We start from the raw sequence: 18,877 nt of genomic DNA on the forward strand, positions 1-18,877 counted from the left end.
GCTAGAGTCGGATCGGCATTACCACGTACATAGCGCCGTCGTCATCCACGTTTTCAATCATGGCACTGGCGTTAGCGTCCGACATCGACACGCGTACTTTTTCACACCGCAGAGTATTTAACACATCCAAGACGTAGCTGACGTTAAAGCCAATCTCAATCGGATCGCCTTCGAAGCTGACATCCAGCATCTCTTCCGCTTCTTCTTGCTCTGGGTTATTGGCGGTAATACGCATTTCCGTATCCGCTAAGTTGACGCGTACCCCACGGAATTTTTCATTCGACAGGATAGCAGCACGCGAGAACGCCTGACGCAGCTCATCACATTCCGCTTCAAGCGTTTTGGTCGTCGTTTGCGGCATCACGCGGCGGTAATCCGGGAAACGTCCATCCACCAGCTTAGAGGTAAAGACAAAGTTGTTCACTTCTGCACGAACATTAGAGCTACCAATTTGTAGTGTCACAGGCTGCTCAGGCGCATCCAGCAACTTAACCAGTTCCAGTACACCTTTACGTGGCACAATGATTTGCTGCTGAGCAAAATCAGCACCTAATTGAACCTGAGATACCGCCATACGGTGACCATCAGTAGCCACGCTGCGAAGTGTCGTGCCATCAATTTCAAACAACATACCGTTGAGGTAGTAACGCACGTCCTGGTTTGCCATCGAGAATTGGGTTTTCTCAATCAATCCACGCAACTCGCCTTGGGTCAGCGAGACTTCAACTTCACTCTGCCAATCTTCAATGTTCGGAAAATCGTTAGCAGGTAAGGTAGATAGAGAGAATCGGCTGCGTCCTGAACGAACCTGAACACGGTCGCCTTCTAAAACAAAGGTAATGACAGAGTCATCAGGCAGACCACGACAGATATCTAAAAATTTACGCGAGGGAACCGTCACACTGCCCGCTTCAAAGTCGCCTTCAAGAGCGACGCGGCTGATAAGCTCGACTTCCAGATCCGTTGCCGTCATCGACAACATGTTGTCTTCAACTTTCAGTAACAGGTTACCCAGAATAGGAAGAGTTGGACGACCACCTAACGCGCCAGACACTTGCTGCAGCGGTTTAAGTAAGTGGTTACGTTCAATGGAAAATTTCATAGTACGCTCTTATCAGAATTCGTTTAGCTTAATACGGTATTATTCTATTTAGTGCTTAGAATACTGTGATTTAAGAAGAAAGGGTACGAATCAGGTTAGAATAATCTTCCTTGATGTCGTGACTCTCTTCGCGCAGTTGTTCAATTTTACGGCAGGCGTGAAGAACCGTGGTATGGTCGCGGCCACCAAAAGCATCACCAATTTCAGGCAAGCTATGGTTGGTCAGCTCTTTCGCAAGAGCCATCGCTAGCTGGCGCGGACGCGCAACCGAACGTGAGCGGCGCTTAGACAGCAGATCAGCGACTTTAATCTTGTAGTATTCCGCCACCGTCTTTTGAATATTATCGATCGTCACCAGCTTTTCTTGTAGAGCCAGTAAGTCACGCAGTGCTTCACGGACAAAATCGATGGTGATTGGGCGGCCAGTAAAGTTGGCATTAGCAATCACGCGGTTTAACGCACCTTCCAGTTCACGTACGTTCGAGCGCAGTCGCTTAGCGATAAAGAACGCCACTTCATCGGCAAGGTGGATTTGGTGATCTTCGGCTTTTTTCATCAAGATCGCGACGCGGGTTTCCAATTCAGGCGGCTCGATCGCCACCGTCAATCCCCAACCAAAGCGAGACTTTAAGCGATCTTCTACGCCACTGATCTCTTTAGGATAGCGGTCAGAAGTCAAGATGATCTGTTGATTGCCTTCTAAAAGCGCATTGAAAGTATGGAAGAACTCTTCCTGAGAGCGCTCTTTATTGGCAAAGAATTGGATGTCATCGATCAGCAGGGCGTCAACACTGCGGTAGTAACGTTTAAACTCTTCAATCGCGTTGTTTTGCAGCGCTTTTACCATGTCCTGAACAAATCGTTCAGAGTGCATGTAAACCACTTTCGCGTTCGGCTTGTTATCCACAATCGCATTGCCCACCGCGTGCAACAAGTGCGTTTTACCTAGGCCCGTGCCGCCGTAGAGGAATAACGGGTTGTACGCTGCACCTGGATTATCAGCCACCTGACGAGCGGCCGCTAAACCGAGTTGGTTTGATTTACCTTCAACGAAGTTGTTGAACTTGTGCTTGATGTTCACATTTGAGCGGTGGTTGATTTCTGCCACCTGCTGCTCGTCATCATCCCAAGTTTTATGCACTGGCTTACGCGCTTGCAGCTGAGCCGGTGCCGAAGATTCTGCCGCCACATCAGCTGGCGTACGCTTCGGCGCTGGCTTAGGTGCAGAAACAGGGCGGCTCCCGACTTCAAAGCGTAAGCTTGGGATGTCATTGCCACAGTATTCCTGCAACAAACGATTAATGCTGTTGAGGTAACGATCGCGAACCCAATCCATTACAAAACGGTTAGGTGCAAATAAAGTGAGAGTATTGTCATTGAGCTCCGCTTGTAACGGACGTACCCACATACTGAATTCTGTAGCTGGTAGCTCTTCTTGAAGCTGCTGCATACATTGCAACCAAAGCGAAGATGACACGGTGCCCCCACTCAAAGTTAATGATCGAAAAAGATTGGCAATTTTACCTGTTGATAACCAAGATCGCCAGCAAATGATCGACGATCCAGTGAATAAGATCTAAGTTATTCACAATATTTACGTCATTATCCGCTAGATCAACACAAGCTGCCCTATTCTTACTCACATAAGGATCCACATTTGCGCTTTTTCTCACAGATCCGTCATCTGGTGATAAGTCTGTGAATCAAGCTTTCGCAAGGTGTGATTTTATTCCAATCTCGTCTTTTTATTTTTTGCTACGTCATTACTCACACGACTGGCCACCTTTAGTAAGCTATCTTATTCCACAGACGTCTAGGTTATTGCTCTTGGTTATTTATCTAATTAACTAAAGTGACAGTAGTATTTGTGCCCATAAAACTATGGAGTTGTACTATGAAAAACTGGATTAAAGCTGCTGTAGCAGCAATTGCGCTTTCTGCTGCGACGGTTCAAGCCGCGACTGAAGTTAAAGTCGGTATGTCTGGCCGCTACTTCCCATTCACTTTCGTTCAGCAAGACAAGCTGCAAGGCTTCGAAGTGGACCTATGGGATGAAATTGGTAAGCGTAACGATTACAAAGTGGAATACGTTACAGCAAACTTTTCTGGTTTGTTTGGTCTGCTAGAGACAGGTCGTATTGATACGATTTCAAACCAGATCACAATGACGGATGCTCGTAAAGCCAAATACCTTTTTGCTGACCCATACGTTGTTGATGGTGCGCAGATCACTGTTCGTAAAGGCAACGACAGCATCCAAGGTATTAAAGATCTTGAAGGTAAAACGGTGGCAGTTAACCTAGGTTCAAACTTTGAGCAGTTGCTACGCAACTACGACAAAGACGGCAAGATCAACATCAAGACTTACGATACAGGTATCGAACACGATGTGGCACTTGGTCGTGCAGACGCGTTTGTTATGGACCGTTTATCGGCACTTGAGCTGATCAAAAAAACAGGTCTACCACTACAGCTTGCTGGCGAACCATTTGAGACGATTCAAAACGCTTGGCCTTTCGTTGACAATGACAACGGCAAAAAGCTTCAGGCTGAAGTGAATAAAGCACTGGCTGAAATGCGTGCTGACGGTACACTAGAGAAAATTTCTCAGAAGTGGTTTGGTGCTGATATCACTAAATAACCACTGTTGAGTATTGCTCGTCCGGTTGAGTCACTCAATCGGATTTGCTCTTAACCCACTGCTTTCCTTCCTTTGCAGTGGGTTTTGCTTTTTGTATAGAAGCTTATTTTTAACTGGGGTACGTTATGGGATTCGATTTTAATTACATGCTGAACCTGATGCCGATACTGCTCAAGTATCTGGGCACCACCATGGAAATGGCGACATGGGGTTTAGTATTTTCACTGATTTTGGCCGTCATTTTAGCGAATATCCGTGTATTTCGCGTTCCCGTTCTTGATCAGTTAAGCCAGCTGTACATCAGCTTCTTCCGTGGTACACCACTGTTGGTTCAGCTGTTTCTGCTTTACTACGGCTTACCGCAGATTTTTCCGTTCCTAGTCGGTCTGGATGCATTCAGCGCCGCGGTGATTGGTTTGACCCTGCACTTTGCCGCTTACATGGCGGAAAGTATCCGCGCCGCGATCATTGGTATAGATCGTAGCCAGATGGAAGCCAGCCTGTCAGTGGGCATGACAACGACGCAAGCGATGCGCCGAGTGATCTTGCCGCAGGCAACGCGTGTGGCGCTGCCGTCATTGATGAACTACTTCATTGATATGATCAAATCGACCTCACTGGCGTTTACGCTAGGTGTGGCGGAGATCATGGCAAAAGCGCAAATGGAAGCGTCATCGAGCTTCCGCTTTTTCGAAGCTTTCCTTGCCGTTGCGCTGATTTACTGGGGCGTTGTAGTGATACTGACTCGCGTGCAAATCTGGGCAGAAGCTAAGTTGAATAAGGCATACGTAAGATGATCAAGTTAGATAACATTCACAAACGCTTTGGTGAGACAGAAGTCCTTAAAGGCATCGATCTCGATATCAAACAGGGCGAGATTATTGTCATTATTGGCTCTAGCGGTACGGGTAAGTCCACCCTGCTACGCACGGTGAATTTTCTAGAAAATGCCGACAAAGGCGTCATCACTATTGATGACGTCAGCGTGGATACTGAAAAGCACACCAAAGCGGAAGTATTGGCTCTGCGCCGTAAGACAGGGTTTGTTTTCCAAAACTACGCCTTGTTTGCTCATATGACGGCCCGTCAGAATATTGCTGAAGGCCTCATCACCGTTCGCGGCTGGAAGAAAGACCAAGCATTGGCACGCGCTCAGCAGATTCTTGACGACATCGGCCTTGGCGATAAAGGAGACAGTTATCCAGCAGCGCTGTCTGGTGGCCAGCAGCAACGTGTGGGTATCGGACGTGCGATGGCACTGCAACCCGAATTATTGCTGTTTGACGAACCGACCTCAGCACTAGATCCTGAGTGGGTCGGAGAAGTTCTTCAGTTAATGAAGGAGTTAGCGACTAAACACCAAACCATGCTGGTGGTCACACACGAAATGCAGTTCGCCCGAGAAGTGGCGGATCGCGTGATCTTTATGGCGGAAGGCAATATCGTTGAGCAAGGCTCTCCACAGGATATCTTTAATAATCCACAGGATCCTCGTTTACAGAGATTCCTTCGCCAAGTAGGCGCTGAGTAAAGATCACCAAAGAAGATCGCTTGATCCTTGAGATTTTGCTCACACTACGTATAATCGCCCGGCCGGAATTTAGCAGTTGCTCAATGATTGACACTTTGTGTGACTGTGATTACAATTCCGCCTCTTTGTTGAGAGGCGTCGGTTTGTCCTCTTTATATATAAAGAAGACCAAATGGCCCACGCCGGGTTAACTAAGAACCTAAAACTACTGATCAGTAAAGGTAATTATCATGAAACGCACTTTTCAACCTTCAGTTCTAAAGCGCAAGCGTACTCACGGTTTCCGTGCACGTATGGCTACTAAGAACGGTCGTGCAACAATCAATGCACGTCGTGCAAAAGGCCGTAAGCGTCTTTCTAAGTAATCTTCGATTATTTTGAAAACGTACGCGTTCGATCGGGAGTTACGTTTGTTAACTCCCGAGCATTATCAAAATGTCTTCCAGCAAGCTCATCGAGCTGGCTCACCACATTTCACCATCATTGCTCGCAATAACAACCTATCTCACCCTCGATTAGGTTTAGCCGTTCCCAAGAAACAGATTAAAACCGCCGTTGGTCGCAATCGTTTTAAACGCCTTGCTCGTGAAAGCTTTCGTAACAATCAACATCAACTTGCTCACAAAGATTTTGTTGTGATTGCCAAGAAAAGCGCCCAAGATCTGAGCAATGAAGAAATGTTCAAACTGTTTGATAAATTATGGCAGCGCCTGTCTCGCCCTTCGCGTGGGTAGCAATCGGATTCGTCCGTCTTTATCAAGGTCTCATTAGTCCGCTTATCGGACCACGCTGTCGTTTTACTCCAACCTGCTCCACTTACGCCATAGAAGCACTAAAAGCTCACGGTTTTGTAAAAGGGTGTTGGTTATCAAGCAAACGTCTATTAAAATGCCACCCTTTGAATGAGGGCGGTTTTGATCCCGTTCCACCAGTCCAGAAACAAGACAGAGATAAATAACGATGGATTCTCAACGTAATATCCTGTTAATCGCGCTAGCACTGGTTTCTTTCTTGTTATTTCAAAAATGGCAAGTCGAAACAAACCCTGCACCACAGCCGGTTGAACAGGCACAATCAAGCAGTACCCTACCTGCCCCCACTCTTGCGGATGATTTAGATCCCGCGCCTGCGCAGCAAGCGTCTGCTAAAACGATTACCGTGACAACTGACGTCTTGACTCTGTCGATTGATACGGTTGGTGGTGATGTTATCACTGCAGACCTGAACCAATACTCTGCAGAACTGGATTCTTCAGACCCATTCGTCCTATTGAAGAACGAACCAGGTCATCAGTTCATTGCGCAAAGTGGTCTAGTGGGCCCTCAAGGTATCGATCTGAGCAGCTCAAATCGTCCGGCTTACTCAGTGAACGCGGATAGCTTCACTCTAGAAGACGGTCAGGATGAACTTCGCATCCCAATGACATACCAAGCAAATGGTCTTGAGTACACCAAAACATTTATTGTTAAGCGCGGCAGCTACGCGGTTGACGTTGAATACGATGTGGTCAACAACTCAGGTAACAACGCGACATTTGGTATGTACGCTCACCTGCGTCAAAACCTAATGGACGCAGGCGGCAGCATCACTATGCCAACTTATCGCGGCGGTGCGTACTCAACAGAAGAAACGCGTTACAAGAAATACAGCTTTGACGATATGCAGGATCGCAACCTGTCTATCACTCTGCCAGACGGGCAGGGTTGGGCTGCAATGATCCAACACTACTTCGCGTCTGCATGGATCCCTCGCAATGAACCAGGCACTAACCTGTACACTCGCGTGATTGGCAACCTAGGTGATATCGGTGTTCGTATGCCGAACAAAACCATCGCAACGGGTGATTCAGCCAAATTCAATGCGACGCTTTGGGTAGGTCCTAAACTTCAGCAAGAAATGGCTGAAACTGCGCCAAATCTAGATTTGGTTGTGGATTACGGCTGGCTATGGTTTATCGCTAAGCCACTGCATACGCTTCTGTCATTCATTCAAAGCTTCGTGTCTAACTGGGGGCTCGCAATCATCGTTCTGACCTTCATTGTGCGTGGTGCTATGTACCCACTGACTAAGGCACAGTACACTTCAATGGCAAAAATGCGCATGCTACAGCCTAAGCTGCAAGCGATGCGTGAGCGTATCGGCGATGACCGTCAGCGTATGAGCCAAGAAATGATGGAACTGTACAAGAAAGAGAAAGTAAACCCACTGGGTGGCTGTCTACCTCTACTTCTACAGATGCCTATTTTCATTGCACTTTACTGGGCACTAATGGAATCGGTGGAACTGCGTCACTCACCATTCTTTGGTTGGATTACTGACTTGTCAGCGCAAGACCCTTACTACATCTTGCCGCTACTGATGGGTGCATCCATGTTCCTGATCCAGAAGATGAGCCCAACCACAGTGACAGATCCAATGCAGCAGAAGATCATGACGTTCATGCCTGTTCTGTTCACAGGTTTCTTCCTGTTCTTCCCATCAGGTCTGGTTCTTTACTGGTTGGTGTCAAACATCGTTACTCTGATCCAACAGACGCTGATTTATAAGGCGCTGGAGAAGAAAGGCTTGCACTCAAAATAACGAGTCGGCGTAAATAATCGAGAAAGGCGACCAAAAGGTCGCCTTTTTGTTTTTGGCTGATTACAATTCATCTCATTCACTATTTACCCTCACAGGGTATGCATCGCAAAGGCTACCACTATGACTACAGAGACCATTGTCGCTCAAGCGACTGCGCCCGGACGAGGCGGTGTCGGCATTATTCGCGTATCCGGTCCCCTTGCGGCCAAAGTCGCTTCTGAGGTAACAGGCAAAGAATTACGTCCAAGATACGCAGAGTATCTGTCATTTACGGCTCAGGATGGCACTCAGCTCGATCAGGGGATCGCGCTCTATTTCCCTAATCCGAACTCCTTTACTGGCGAAGATGTCCTAGAACTGCAAGGCCATGGCGGCCCAGTCGTAATGGATATGCTGATCAAGCGCATCCTGCAAATTCCCGGCATCCGCACCGCTCGCCCAGGTGAGTTTTCAGAGCGCGCCTTCCTCAACGATAAGCTTGATTTAGCCCAAGCCGAAGCCATTGCGGACTTAATTGATGCCAGCTCAGAACAAGCGGCAAAATCAGCCCTCAAATCACTTCAAGGCGCGTTTTCAAACCGAATCCAAACCTTGGTAGAGTCTCTGATACACCTGCGTATCTACGTCGAAGCCGCAATTGATTTCCCCGAAGAAGAAATCGATTTTCTTGCCGATGGTAAAGTCTCTGCAGACCTTCAGACAATTATTGATAACCTCACCGCCGTACGCAAAGAAGCGACACAAGGCGCTATCATGCGCGAAGGGATGAAGGTAGTCATCGCCGGTCGTCCAAATGCGGGCAAGTCCAGCCTTCTGAACGCTCTATCGGGTAAAGAGTCTGCCATTGTGACCGACATTGCTGGCACCACCCGAGATGTATTGAGAGAGCATATCCATATTGATGGCATGCCACTGCACATCATTGACACCGCAGGTCTGCGCGATGCGTCAGATGAAGTCGAAAAAATAGGTATCGAACGTGCGTGGGAAGAAATCGAGCAAGCCGACCGCGTCTTGTTCATGGTCGATGGCACCACCACAGATGCCACTGACCCGAAAGAGATTTGGCCTGACTTCGTCGATCGATTGCCGAGCAATATCGGCATGACAGTGATCCGCAATAAAGTCGATCAAACCGATGAAACACTTGGTATCTGTCATGTTAACGATCCAACGTTGATTCGTCTGTCGGCCAGAACGGGTCAGGGCGTCGAGTCACTGCGTACGCACCTTAAAGAGTGCATGGGCTTTGCGGGTGGGCACGAAGGCGGCTTTATGGCTCGTCGTCGTCACCTAGAAGCGCTGGAAAAAGCGGCTGAACACCTTGATATAGGTCAGCAGCAACTGGAAGGTTACATGGCGGGCGAAATCCTCGCAGAAGAATTGAGAATTGCGCAGCAACACCTCAATGAAATCACCGGAGAGTTCAGCTCAGATGACTTGCTCGGGCGCATCTTCTCCTCCTTCTGTATTGGCAAATAATCCCCATACGCGCGACCTTTGAGTCGCGTGTTTTTTAGGTAAAAGGAAACCCTATGATCCAAATAATTACCGGCAGCACATTAGGTGGTGCTGAATACGTTGGCGATCATCTTAGTGATCTCCTAATTGAAAAAGGTTTTGAGACCTGTATTCACAACCAACCTGAGCTGAGTGAGATCCCAGCTGAAGGCACCTGGTTACTGATCACTTCGACCCATGGCGCTGGTGAATACCCAGATAACATTCAGCCATTTATCCAGGCCCTGCAAAACACCCCTCCAAGAATGTCTGGGGTTAAGTATGCCGTGATAGCGATTGGCGACTCCAGCTACGATACGTTCTGTGCTGCGGGTCAACATGCTCATGCACTACTCGCGGATATCGGTGGTACACCGGTTGCAGACTGTCTGACAATCGATGTGCTCAATCATGATGTCCCAGAAGATGCCGCTGAGGCTTGGCTAGCCGACCATATTAATAGCCTATAACCCCAATAAGGAAGTGATAGCTCATTGTCACTTCCTCTCTTCTTCTCAATCTGGTGAAATTTCAATCGTTCTATCTGTGGATAAAATGCAAACTATCCGGTGATTAACCTATAGTTATCCAAAGAACAACTCTTGATCTATTTTTCAACTGTGAATAACTAGCCATTTTGATCTCAGGTAATCCTCGATCTGATCAAGGTAAGATCACATCATTTGATCTGTTTAAGATCCATGATCTTGTTGATCATTTTTTACTTATCCACAGAGATCGTCGATCCTTATAATAGATCTAATAAAAGATCATATATAGAGATCCTATATTAGTAAGCTTTGTCAGAGGCTTAGATTAAAAACGCGAAAAGCGATTTTCTATCAATGTGAAAGCAGGTAGAATAGCGCTCCTTTTTATCTGCCCATCTCTCTATTGAATACCAGAGGTCAGTTCATGCTTTATCACGAAAAATTTGACGTCATTGTTGTCGGTGGCGGACACGCAGGAACGGAAGCCGCACTCGCATCAGCTCGCACAGGACAAAAGACGCTGTTACTGACACATAACATCGACACTTTAGGTCAGATGTCATGTAATCCAGCCATCGGTGGTATCGGTAAAGGTCACCTAGTCAAAGAAGTGGATGCGATGGGAGGGTTAATGGCCCAAGCCATCGATCACGCTGGTATTCAATTCAGAACGCTGAATGCATCTAAAGGTCCAGCAGTAAGGGCAACTCGTGCTCAAGCTGATCGTGCTCTGTACAAAGCCTATGTTCGTGAAGCATTAGAAAATGCCCCTAACCTGACCTTATTTCAACAATCCGTTGATGATCTGATTGTTGAACAGGACAGAGCTGTCGGTGTTGTGACACAGATGGGACTACGTTTTCATGCCAAAGCAGTCGTATTAACGGTTGGGACTTTCCTTGGCGGTAAGATCCATATTGGTATGGAAAGCTCTTCTGGTGGCCGCGCGGGCGATCCTCCTTCCATAGCTCTGGCGGATCGTTTACGTGAATTACCATTCCGTGTTGATCGCCTTAAGACAGGAACTCCACCACGAATTGATGCGCGAAGTGTTGATTTCTCCCAGTTGGAAGCACAACATGGTGATAATCCAACCCCTGTGTTCTCCTTTATGGGTCAAAGAACACAGCACCCACGCCAGATCCCGTGCTTTATCACCCACACCAACGATCAAACACACGAAGTGATCCGCAATAACTTAGATCGTAGCCCGATGTATGCGGGTGTGATCGAGGGGATTGGTCCACGTTACTGTCCGTCGATTGAAGACAAAGTGATGCGTTTTGCCGACAAGAACAGCCATCAGATCTTTATCGAGCCTGAAGGACTGAACACGCATGAGCTCTATCCAAATGGTATCTCCACCAGCTTGCCGTTTGATGTTCAAGTTCAAATTGTTCGTTCAATGAAAGGGTTTGAAAATGCCCACATTGTGCGACCAGGCTATGCGATAGAATACGATTTCTTCGATCCACGTGATTTAAAACAGACCTATGAAACCAAATTTATTAATGGTTTGTTCTTTGCTGGCCAGATCAACGGCACCACTGGCTATGAAGAAGCGGCTGCGCAAGGTTTAATGGCGGGTTTGAACGCCAGTCTGTACAGTCAGGACAAAGACGGTTGGAGCCCACGCCGTGATCAAGCTTACGTCGGCGTTTTGATTGATGATTTGTCAACGATGGGCACTAAAGAACCATATCGCATGTTCACTTCACGCGCCGAGTATCGCTTGTTGCTGCGTGAAGATAACGCGGATTTGCGTCTCACAGAGCAGGCGCGAGAACTTGGTTTGATCGATGATCTTCGTTGGGCGCGTTTCAACGAAAAGATCGACAACATGACCAAAGAGCGCCAGCGTCTGAAAGACACTTGGATGAACCCTAAATCACAAGGCATTGATGCGCTTAACCAACTACTAAAAACACCAATGGTGCGTGAAGCCAGTGGTGAAGATCTACTGCGTCGCCCTGAGATGACCTATCAGCAGCTGACAGAGCTAGAAGCCTTTGCGCCTGCGCTGGAGGATCAACAGGCTGCAGAGCAAGTGGAAATCCAAGTTAAATACGAAGGTTACATTAAGCGTCAGCAAGACGAGATTGAAAAATCCCTGCGCCATGAACATACACACCTGCCACTTGATATGGATTACGCCAACGTAAAAGGCCTGTCGAATGAAGTGGTGGCGAAATTGAATGAATCGAAGCCAGAATCTATCGGTATTGCTTCACGCATCTCTGGAATTACGCCAGCGGCCATCTCCATCTTGCTCGTTCATCTCAAAAAGCAAGGCATGCTGAAGAAAGGTGAGGAAGCATAATGAACGCATTACGTACTCAACTGGACGCATTGATCGCACAAACTAAGCTTGAGGTGTCAGATAACCAACGAGATCAACTTGTTGGTTATGTTGAAATGCTCAACAAATGGAACAAAGCTTATAATCTGACCTCGGTACGCGATCCTAGTGACATGCTGGTGAAACACATTCTCGATAGCATTGTGGTCAGCTCTCACTTACAAGGGCAGCGTTTTATTGACGTTGGCACCGGACCGGGCCTGCCGGGGATCCCTTTGTCTATCATGAATCCAGACAAAGAATTTTATTTGCTCGACAGCCTTGGTAAGCGCATTCGTTTTATTAAACAAGTGTTGCATGAACTAAAGATCGACAATGTCACGCCGATTCAAAGCCGTGTTGAAGAGTTTCAGCCGCAAGACAAATTTGACGGCGTTTTAAGCCGAGCATTTGCCTCTATGGTTGATATGGTGGAGTGGTGTCATCACTTACCCAAAGCCCAAACCGGCTGTTTTATGGCCCTTAAGGGCCAACTGCCTCAGGATGAGATTGACCAGCTTCCGGACTGGTGTTCTGTGACCGACATCAAAGCTTTGCAAGTTCCTGAATTGGAAGGTGAGCGTCATCTAGTAATCTTATCCCGCAAGGAATAAAAGCGAGGTTCACCGTGGGAAAAATCGTAGCAATCGCCAACCAGAAAGGTGGAGTTGGTAAAACAACAACGTGCATCAACTTAGCCGCGTCTATGGCTGCGACCAAGCGTAAGGTATTGGTGATTGATCTCGATCCGCAAGGTAACGCGACTATGGCCAGTGGCGTCGATAAGTATCAGGTCGATGCCACCGCTTATGAGCTGCTGGTTGAAGATGTCGCCTTTGATGATGTCGTGTGTCGCAAGACCTCTGGCAACTATGATTTGATTGCTGCCAACGGCGATGTCACTGCGGCTGAAATCAAACTGATGGAAGTGTTTGCGCGCGAAGTTCGTCTCAAACATGCACTTGCGTCAGTTCGCGATAACTATGATTTCATCTTTATCGATTGTCCTCCATCGCTAAACCTTCTTACAATCAATGCCATGGCCGCAGCAGATTCGGTCTTGGTTCCTATGCAGTGTGAGTATTTTGCACTGGAAGGTTTAACAGCATTAATGGATACCATCAGTAAGCTGGCAGCGGTGGTAAATGAAAATCTTAAAATCGAAGGTCTGCTTCGCACCATGTATGACCCTCGTAACCGCTTATCCAACGAAGTATCCGATCAGTTGAAAAAACACTTTGGTAACAAGGTGTACCGCACTGTTATTCCGCGTAATGTTCGTCTGGCCGAAGCGCCAAGTCATGGTAAACCCGCCATGTACTACGACAAATACTCCGCAGGCGCAAAAGCGTATCTGGCTCTAGCCGGAGAAATGCTGCGCCGCGATGAAGTCCCTGCATAACCCAACCAAAGGAATTTGTCTCATGTCTAAACGTGGTTTAGGTAAAGGGCTTGATGCTCTGCTTTCAACGAGCTCGCTCGCGCGTGAAAAACAGCAAAGTGCCTTGCACAGCCAAGAGCTTTCTTCTGATGGGGAGCTGACAGATTTAAGCATCAATAGCCTTAAGCCTGGTGTTTATCAGCCGCGTAAAGATATGGAGCCCGAAGCGCTAGAAGAGTTAGCGGCTTCGATAGAGTCTCAGGGGATTATTCAGCCGATCGTGGTTCGTCAGGTTGAAAATGACAAGTTTGAAATCATTGCGGGTGAACGCCGTTGGCGTGCGGCACGCAAAGCGGGGCTCAAACAAGTACCGTGTGTGCTCAAAAACGTTGACGATCGCGCAGCGATCGCTATGGCGTTGATCGAGAACATTCAACGTGAAGATCTTAATGTGATCGAAGAAGCGGTTGCTCTCGATCGTCTTCAGGAAGAGTTTTCTCTCACCCACCAGCAAGTGGCTGAGGTGATTGGTAAGTCGCGCGCTACCGTGAGTAACTTGCTACGACTGAATCAGTTGGAAATGGACGTCAAATATCTCCTTTCAGAAAAAATGCTCGAAATGGGCCACGCACGTGCGTTGTTGGCATTGGAAGGGGAAGAGCAGGTTGAGGTCGCTGAACTGGTTGCGAAGAAGCGTATGACGGTTCGTCAGACAGAACAGTTAGTGAAAAAGTGTCTCCAGCCGCAATCTGAAGAGAAAAATGAGCTTCAAGACACTGAGGCACAACAAATGTCACAGAAATTGAGTGAAATGCTCAGTGCTAAAGTGGCAATCGTGCGTGCCAAGAACGGGGCGTCGAAAGTCACGATTAGTCTTGATGAGCCTCACAAATTAGAGCAACTGATTGCCAAGCTTGAAGGCTAAATGAGATAATTGATCTCGGTCAATTATGTAAAAAAACGAATTTTTGTGCGGAAGTTGTCGGTTTGTAAACAAAATTGTAACTTTTTGCGGTGTTTTAATTGCATTCAATAGGACTCACCGTATAATTTTCGCCAATTTCCCAGCATGAGGTAGTAACGCTGTGGATTTTACTCGAGGTACGAATACATGGTAGCTGCGTTAGCTAGACCAGGACGAGAGCTTGCAAAGCGATTGTTAATGATCCAGTTTGGCGCGGTTACACTAATGGCGGCAGGAATGGCAGTGGCTGTGAATGCTGAATGGGGGCTTTCAGCACTGATTGGTGGCGGCATTTTTGTTGTCGCGAATGCGGTGTTCGCATTGTTTGCTTTCATGTATGGTGGGGCTCGCGCTGCAAAGCGTATCGCGAACTCTTTCTATGCCGGTGAAGCACTGAAAATCCTTATCACAGTGGCGCTTTTTTCCGTTGCTTACATGTATATACAGGTGGAACTTGTTCCCCTTAAGCTAACCTATTTGCTGGCTCTAGGTATTAATATCTGTGCGCCAGTGCTATTCATTAACAACAAAAAATAGGATGAGTTATGGCTGCGCCAGGTGAAGCGCTAACTGCGTCCGGATACATTTCCCACCACCTTACAAACCTTTCTACTTATAAGTTAGGTCTTGTAGCGGAGGAGGCAAGTTTCTGGAACGTACATATCGATAGCCTGTTTTTTTCTTGGTTTACTGGTTTAATTTTCCTAGGAATCTTTTACAAGGTAGCAAAGAGAACAACAGCGGGTGTACCAGGTAAGCTTCAGTGTGCTGTAGAAATGATCGTTGAATTTGTCGCGGAAAACGTCAAAGACACGTTCCATGGACGCAACCCACTGATCGCGCCTTTAGCACTGACTATCTTTTGTTGGGTATTCTTAATGAACTTGATGGACTTAGTGCCAATCGACTTCTTACCTTACCCAGCAGAGCATTGGCTTGGTATTCCTTACCTTAAGGTTGTACCGTCTGCTGATGTGAATATCACCATGGCTATGGCTCTAGGCGTTTTCGCTCTGATGATTTACTACAGCATCAAAGTGAAAGGTCTAGGTGGATTCGCTAAAGAATTAGCACTACATCCATTCAATCACCCACTGATGATTCCGTTTAACCTACTGATTGAAGTGGTCTCGCTACTGGCGAAACCTCTGTCTCTTGGTATGCGTCTATTCGGTAACATGTTCGCGGGTGAGGTTGTATTCATTCTTTGTGCGGCAATGCTACCATGGTACTTGCAATGGATGGGTTCACTACCGTGGGCAATCTTCCATGTCTTGGTTATCACGATTCAAGCCTTCGTGTTTATGATGTTGACAATTGTTTACCTGTCAATGGCACACGAAGACAGTGATCATTAATTTTTTTAAAGCTTTTTATTTGGGCAACTAGCCAACAACTATAAATTGGAGATAGTAATGGAAACTTTACTGAGCTTTTCTGCAATCGCCGTAGGTCTTATCGTCGGTCTTGCTTCTCTTGGTACTGCGATTGGTTTCGCACTTCTAGGTGGTAAATTCCTTGAAGGTGCAGCACGTCAACCAGAAATGGCTCCTATGCTACAAGTTAAGATGTTCATCATCGCGGGTCTACTTGATGCGGTTCCAATGATCGGTATCGTAATCGCACTTCTATTCACATTCGCGAACCCATTCGTTGGTCAACTAGGTTAATCACTTTTAACTTTCGATAAGCTTTGGCTTGTTATTGATTAATACTAAGTCCGAATAGAAGGGGTAGCTGTTGTGAATATAAACGCAACTCTGCTAGGTCAAGCAATCTCGTTTGCACTGTTTGTGTGGTTCTGCATGAAGTATGTATGGCCGCCATTGATGCAAGCGATCGAAGAGCGTCAGAAAAAAATTGCTGACGGTCTACAAGCAGCTGAACGTGCTGCAAAAGACTTGGATCTAGCGCAAGCAAACGCTTCTGAACAGATGAAAGAAGCGAAGCGCACAGCAACAGAGGTCATCGAGCAAGCGAACAAGCGTAAAGCTCAAATTCTAGATGAAGCTCGTGAAGAAGCTCAGGCAGAACGCCAGAAGATTCTTTCACAAGCGGAAGCTGAACTTGAAGCTGAACGCAACCGTGCACGCGATGAGCTGCGCAAACAAGTTGCAACTCTGGCTGTAGCTGGTGCTGAGAAAATCATTGAGCGTTCTATCGATAAAGATGCGCACAAAGATATTCTCGACAACATTACTGCAAAACTTTAAGTCTGGGGGCGCCTATGTCTGATTTGACTACTATCGCACGCCCCTATGCTAAAGCAGCATTCGACTTTGCAGTGGAAAAAGGCGCGTTGGACCAATGGGGTCAGATGCTTTCTTTTGCTGCTGAAGTAGCTAAAAACGAACAGATGCACGAACTCCTAACGGGTTCGGTTTCTGCCGATAAACTGGCAGAAGTATTTGTAGCAGTTTGCGGCGATCAAGTTGATGCTCATGGCCAAAACCTATTGAAGGTAATGGCACAGAATGGCCGATTAGCGGCCCTTCCTGATGTTTGTGAACAGTTCTTTGCTCTGAAAAAAGAGCATGAGAAAGAAGTGGATGTTGAAGTGATTTCAGCATCAGACCTTTCTGATGAGCAGCTTGCAGGTATCAGCAGCAAACTTGAGCAGCGTCTTGAACGCAAAGTTAAGCTGAATTGCAGTGTAGATGAGGCCCTACTTGGTGGGGTGATTATTCGAGCCGGAGACTTAGTCATCGATGACTCAGCGCGTGGTCGTTTGAACCGCCTGAGCGATGCATTGCAGTCTTAATGGGGATTGGAGCATGCAACTTAATTCCACGGAAATCAGCGATCTAATCAAACAGCGTATCGAATCTTTCGACGTTGTTAGTGAAGCTCGCAATGAAGGTACTATCGTTTCGGTAAGCGATGGTATCATCCGCATTCACGGCCTAGCGGACGTGATGCAAGGTGAAATGATTGAATTACCGGGTGGCCGTTATGCACTGGCACTTAACCTTGAGCGTGACTCGGTTGGTGCAGTTGTAATGGGCCCATATGCTGACCTTAAGGAAGGCATGAAAGTTACAGGTACTGGTCGTATTCTTGAAGTACCAGTTGGTCCAGAACTACTAGGTCGCGTAGTCAACACGCTAGGTGAGCCTATCGATGGTAAAGGTCCAATCGAAGCGAAACTGTCTTCACCTGTAGAAGTGATTGCACCAGGTGTAATCGACCGTCAATCGGTTGATCAGCCTGTTCAAACTGGTTACAAATCTGTTGACTCAATGATCCCAATCGGTCGTGGTCAGCGTGAGCTTGTTATCGGTGACCGTCAGACTGGTAAAACAGCAATGGCGATCGATGCAATCATCAACCAGAAAGACTCTGGTATTTTCTCAATCTACGTAGCAATCGGTCAGAAAGCATCGACTATCGCTAACGTAGTTCGCAAACTAGAAGAGCACGGCGCGCTAGCGAACACTATCGTTGTTGTTGCATCTGCTTCTGAATCTGCAGCGCTACAATACCTAGCGCCATACGCAGGTTGTGCGATGGGTGAATACTTCCGTGATCGCGGCGAAGACGCACTGATTGTTTATGATGACCTATCTAAGCAAGCTGTCGCTTACCGTCAGATCTCTCTACTACTAAAACGTCCACCGGGTCGTGAAGCTTTCCCTGGTGATGTTTTCTACCTTCACTCTCGTCTACTAGAGCGTGCTGCTCGTGTAAGCGCAGAATACGTAGAAAAGTTCACTAACGGTGAAGTGAAAGGTAAGACTGGTTCTTTGACTGCTCTTCCTATCATCGAAACTCAAGCTGGTGACGTTTCAGCATTCGTACCGACTAACGTAATCTCGATTACCGATGGTCAGATCTTCCTACAGACTGAGCTATTCAACGCAGGTGTTCGCCCAGCGGTTGACCCAGGTATCTCAGTATCTCGTGTAGGTGGTTCAGCTCAGACGAAAATCATCAAGAAACTATCAGGTGGTATCCGTACAGCACTTGCTGCATACCGTGAACTAGCGGCTTTCGCACAGTTCTCTTCTGATCTTGATGAAGCAACGAAGAAACAGCTAGACCATGGTCAGAAAGTAACAGAACTAATGAAGCAGAAGCAGTACGCTCCAATGTCTGTATTTGACCAAGCGCTAACTATCTTCGCGGCAGAGCGTGGTTACCTAGATGATGTAGAACTGAACAAAGTTCTAGATTTCGAGGCGGCTCTACTATCGTATGCTCGCGGTCAATACGCTGAACTAGCGTCTGAGATCGACAAGACGGGTGCTTACAACGATGAAGTTGAAGCTCAGCTTAAGAAACTGACTGACGACTTCAAAGCAACCCAAACTTGGTAATAGGTCGGTGGCAGTCTCTGCCACCAACTAATG

At 47.2% G+C, this 18,877-nt stretch carries 21 protein-coding genes; 19 read left to right on the forward strand and 2 right to left on the reverse strand.

Annotated features, from left to right (window positions below; genetic code table 11):
• Position 1: 1 nt before the first annotated feature.
• Positions 2-1,102, reverse strand: a complete 1,101-nt coding sequence (gene dnaN / locus QMA41_RS22780; protein WP_006957468.1) for a DNA polymerase III subunit beta — start codon at positions 1,100-1,102, stop codon at positions 2-4.
• Between the two features lie 70 nt (positions 1,103-1,172).
• Positions 1,173-2,579 carry a chromosomal replication initiator protein DnaA gene (gene dnaA, locus QMA41_RS22785; protein ID WP_029235934.1) on the reverse strand — a complete coding sequence of 469 codons (1,407 nt, stop codon included), beginning with the start codon at positions 2,577-2,579 and terminating at the stop codon, positions 1,173-1,175.
• Positions 2,580-2,996: 417 nt separating this feature from the next.
• Between dnaA and QMA41_RS22790 the strand changes: the two genes are divergently transcribed.
• From QMA41_RS22790 to atpA, 19 genes are all read left to right on the forward strand, one after another.
• Positions 2,997-3,743, forward strand: coding sequence for an amino acid ABC transporter substrate-binding protein (locus QMA41_RS22790; RefSeq protein WP_006957464.1), 747 nt, complete (start codon positions 2,997-2,999; stop codon positions 3,741-3,743).
• 125 nt (positions 3,744-3,868) lie between these two features.
• The gene (locus tag QMA41_RS22795) at positions 3,869-4,540 is read left to right on the forward strand and encodes an amino acid ABC transporter permease (RefSeq protein ID WP_006957462.1); all 672 of its coding nucleotides are present in this window, start codon (positions 3,869-3,871) and stop codon (positions 4,538-4,540) included.
• Positions 4,537-5,274: an amino acid ABC transporter ATP-binding protein gene (locus tag QMA41_RS22800; RefSeq protein ID WP_006957460.1), complete on the forward strand. Its 738-nt coding sequence runs from the start codon at positions 4,537-4,539 to the stop codon at positions 5,272-5,274. The genes QMA41_RS22795 and QMA41_RS22800 overlap by 4 nt, the downstream gene beginning before the upstream one ends.
• Positions 5,275-5,504: 230 nt before the next feature.
• Positions 5,505-5,639 carry a 50S ribosomal protein L34 gene (gene rpmH / locus QMA41_RS22805; RefSeq protein WP_004411068.1) on the forward strand — a complete coding sequence of 45 codons (135 nt, stop codon included), beginning with the start codon at positions 5,505-5,507 and terminating at the stop codon, positions 5,637-5,639.
• 45 nt (positions 5,640-5,684) lie between these two features.
• Positions 5,685-6,008, forward strand: coding sequence for a ribonuclease P protein component (rnpA, locus tag QMA41_RS22810; RefSeq protein WP_006957457.1), 324 nt, complete (start codon positions 5,685-5,687; stop codon positions 6,006-6,008).
• Positions 5,975-6,232: a membrane protein insertion efficiency factor YidD gene (gene yidD, locus QMA41_RS22815; RefSeq protein WP_080555897.1), complete on the forward strand. Its 258-nt coding sequence runs from the start codon at positions 5,975-5,977 to the stop codon at positions 6,230-6,232. Before rnpA ends, yidD begins: the two co-directional genes overlap by 34 nt.
• A gap of 2 nt (positions 6,233-6,234) precedes the next feature.
• On the forward strand, positions 6,235-7,854 hold the full coding sequence (gene yidC, locus QMA41_RS22820; RefSeq protein ID WP_281630686.1) for a membrane protein insertase YidC: 1,620 nt from the start codon (positions 6,235-6,237) through the stop codon (positions 7,852-7,854).
• A 120-nt stretch (positions 7,855-7,974) separates the two neighbouring features.
• The gene (gene mnmE, locus QMA41_RS22825; RefSeq protein ID WP_006957456.1) at positions 7,975-9,336 is read left to right on the forward strand and encodes a tRNA uridine-5-carboxymethylaminomethyl(34) synthesis GTPase MnmE; all 1,362 of its coding nucleotides are present in this window, start codon (positions 7,975-7,977) and stop codon (positions 9,334-9,336) included.
• Positions 9,337-9,389: 53 nt separating this feature from the next.
• The gene (gene mioC / locus QMA41_RS22830; RefSeq protein ID WP_043009587.1) at positions 9,390-9,824 is read left to right on the forward strand and encodes an FMN-binding protein MioC; all 435 of its coding nucleotides are present in this window, start codon (positions 9,390-9,392) and stop codon (positions 9,822-9,824) included.
• Positions 9,825-10,269: 445 nt separating this feature from the next.
• Positions 10,270-12,165 carry a tRNA uridine-5-carboxymethylaminomethyl(34) synthesis enzyme MnmG gene (gene mnmG, locus QMA41_RS22835; protein WP_095665858.1) on the forward strand — a complete coding sequence of 632 codons (1,896 nt, stop codon included), beginning with the start codon at positions 10,270-10,272 and terminating at the stop codon, positions 12,163-12,165.
• The gene (gene rsmG / locus QMA41_RS22840; RefSeq protein WP_281630687.1) at positions 12,165-12,797 is read left to right on the forward strand and encodes a 16S rRNA (guanine(527)-N(7))-methyltransferase RsmG; all 633 of its coding nucleotides are present in this window, start codon (positions 12,165-12,167) and stop codon (positions 12,795-12,797) included. Before mnmG ends, rsmG begins: the two co-directional genes overlap by 1 nt.
• Before the next feature lie 14 nt (positions 12,798-12,811).
• A complete protein-coding gene (locus QMA41_RS22845; protein ID WP_006957452.1) occupies positions 12,812-13,585 on the forward strand; it encodes a ParA family protein in 774 nt (257 codons plus the stop codon).
• Positions 13,586-13,607: 22 nt separating this feature from the next.
• Positions 13,608-14,489, forward strand: coding sequence for a ParB/RepB/Spo0J family partition protein (locus tag QMA41_RS22850; RefSeq protein ID WP_281630688.1), 882 nt, complete (start codon positions 13,608-13,610; stop codon positions 14,487-14,489).
• 186 nt (positions 14,490-14,675) lie between these two features.
• Positions 14,676-15,065, forward strand: coding sequence for a F0F1 ATP synthase subunit I (locus QMA41_RS22855; RefSeq protein WP_006957450.1), 390 nt, complete (start codon positions 14,676-14,678; stop codon positions 15,063-15,065).
• Positions 15,066-15,073: 8 nt separating this feature from the next.
• Complete coding sequence (gene atpB, locus QMA41_RS22860; protein WP_006957449.1) at positions 15,074-15,886, forward strand: F0F1 ATP synthase subunit A; 813 nt, start codon at positions 15,074-15,076, stop codon at positions 15,884-15,886.
• Between the two features lie 57 nt (positions 15,887-15,943).
• Positions 15,944-16,198 (forward strand): F0F1 ATP synthase subunit C, encoded by a 255-nt coding sequence (gene atpE, locus QMA41_RS22865; RefSeq protein ID WP_006957448.1) that lies wholly within the window; start codon positions 15,944-15,946, stop codon positions 16,196-16,198.
• Between the two features lie 72 nt (positions 16,199-16,270).
• Entirely contained in the window at positions 16,271-16,741 is a 471-nt protein-coding gene (gene atpF, locus QMA41_RS22870) for a F0F1 ATP synthase subunit B (protein WP_006957447.1), read from the forward strand.
• A gap of 14 nt (positions 16,742-16,755) precedes the next feature.
• Positions 16,756-17,289, forward strand: a complete 534-nt coding sequence (gene atpH, locus QMA41_RS22875) for a F0F1 ATP synthase subunit delta (RefSeq protein WP_006957446.1) — start codon at positions 16,756-16,758, stop codon at positions 17,287-17,289.
• A 13-nt stretch (positions 17,290-17,302) separates the two neighbouring features.
• Positions 17,303-18,844 (forward strand): F0F1 ATP synthase subunit alpha, encoded by a 1,542-nt coding sequence (gene atpA / locus QMA41_RS22880; protein WP_019273968.1) that lies wholly within the window; start codon positions 17,303-17,305, stop codon positions 18,842-18,844.
• Positions 18,845-18,877 lie beyond the last annotated feature (33 nt).

Origin of the sequence: Vibrio sp. St2 (assembly GCF_947311885.1) — a bacterium.
GTDB classification, from domain to species: Bacteria; Pseudomonadota; Gammaproteobacteria; order Enterobacterales; family Vibrionaceae; genus Vibrio; species Vibrio coralliilyticus.